Origin of the sequence: Pseudomaricurvus sp. (assembly GCF_965662505.1) — a bacterium.
Classification (GTDB): Bacteria; Pseudomonadota; Gammaproteobacteria; order Pseudomonadales; family Cellvibrionaceae; genus Pseudomaricurvus.
The window spans coordinates 33,940-34,217 of sequence record NZ_CBFIHX010000029.1 but is presented as its reverse complement, the minus strand read 5'-3'; the positions used below and the strand labels follow the sequence as shown (position 1 = coordinate 34,217).

At 51.8% G+C, this 278-nt stretch carries 1 protein-coding gene; it reads left to right on the top strand.

Going from position 1 to position 278, the window contains the following annotated elements:
- Positions 1-17: 17 nt before the first annotated feature.
- On the top strand, positions 18-278 hold a 261-nt coding region (locus tag ACTG33_RS06090; RefSeq protein ID WP_439134308.1), incomplete at its 3' end, for a TonB-dependent receptor domain-containing protein.

Genomic DNA, 278 nt, shown 5'->3' with positions numbered 1-278 from the left:
TGCAGGTTCACCCACCTGTGGGATCCACCAGTGATGACTACGACGATGACAACATCTCCGTCGCGACCAGCTTGAACTTTGAGTTCTCGGACAGCACCTCCTTTTACGGTCGCTATGCCCAGGGTTACAAAGCTGGTGGTCTGAACCTGAACGGCCAAGTAGGTCAAACTCCCGGTAATCCCGTAGCAGATCTGGAAAGCAACCGGTTCGATCCTGAAGAGACTGAGTCTTTTGAGATTGGCACCAAAATGTACCTGTTCGATCGCACACTGCAATTG